General features: G+C 56.8%; 2 pseudogenes. Both read right to left on the bottom strand.

Annotated elements, in window-relative coordinates:
* A pseudogene (locus lacNas_RS14330) lies at window positions 1-155 on the bottom strand (NAD(P)H-hydrate dehydratase); the annotation flags it as partial.
* A 1-nt stretch (window position 156) separates the two neighbouring features.
* Window positions 157-880: pseudogene (locus lacNas_RS11310) on the bottom strand (D-alanyl-D-alanine carboxypeptidase); the annotation flags it as partial.

Raw genomic sequence — 880 nt, 5'->3', positions numbered from 1 at the left:
CCGGCGCTGACTGCAGCCTCGGCAGCCATGATAATCGCGCCGCCGTACTGCTTGTTGCCGCCAATGAGCAGCACCCGGCCGAAAGTCCCCTTGTGGCTTTCAGCAGGCCGGGGTCTGACGACCTGTCTGGCTATTTTTTCATCGATGCTTTTCATATTAGTTGCTGCCAAACATGCTCCGCCACAGACGCACGAAGAAGTTGGCTTCTTGATTGTCCTTAACGGCTACCGCAGACGCGGTGATCGTCTTGCCGGTCAGCGTCGGCAGCTTGCTGCTGGTTGAGGAGAACTTGTAGCTGGCAACTTTCGCCCCCTTCTTTACTGGCGCGGAAACGGCTGACTTGGACAGGGAGGTCTTCACCTGGCTGCCCTGCTTGACCCAAATGGTCACCGTCTTGCCCAAAACAACCTTGCTGCTGGTCTGCTTGCCTTCTGGCACCTTGACCGTGTTGGCCCCGCTGATGCTGGACCCCTTCTTCAAGACTACCGTGGTGTATTTTTGGTAAACGTAGTGCATCAATTTCGCGGTCTGCACGAACCGGGACGGGTCCTGGCTGCTAGTGTGCTTTGCCCCCAGAACCACCGTGATGATCCGGTGACCGTTCTTCTTAACCGTGCCGGCAAAGCAGGCACCGGCCTTGTCGGTCGTCCCGGTCTTCAGACCGTCAACCGGCAAGTCAGAGTAGTAGCTGCTCAGGCCTTTCAGCATCCAGTTCCAGTTGGTCATTTGCGTCTGGCTGGAGCCGGTTGAAAAAGTCGCCTGGGCAATGGAAGTCGTGTTCAAAACTTCCGGGAAGTCCTTCAGCAGCTTCTGGCAGACGATTGCCATGTCAGCTGCCGACATTTCGTTTTCGGTGTTCTTGCCCACGCCCGGATAAGCT

It is taken from the genome of Lactobacillus nasalidis (assembly GCF_016587775.1).
Classification (GTDB): Bacteria; Bacillota; Bacilli; order Lactobacillales; family Lactobacillaceae; genus Lactobacillus; species Lactobacillus nasalidis.
Note: the sequence above shows the minus strand (reverse complement) of the source record. Positions and strands in the feature narration are given on the sequence as shown.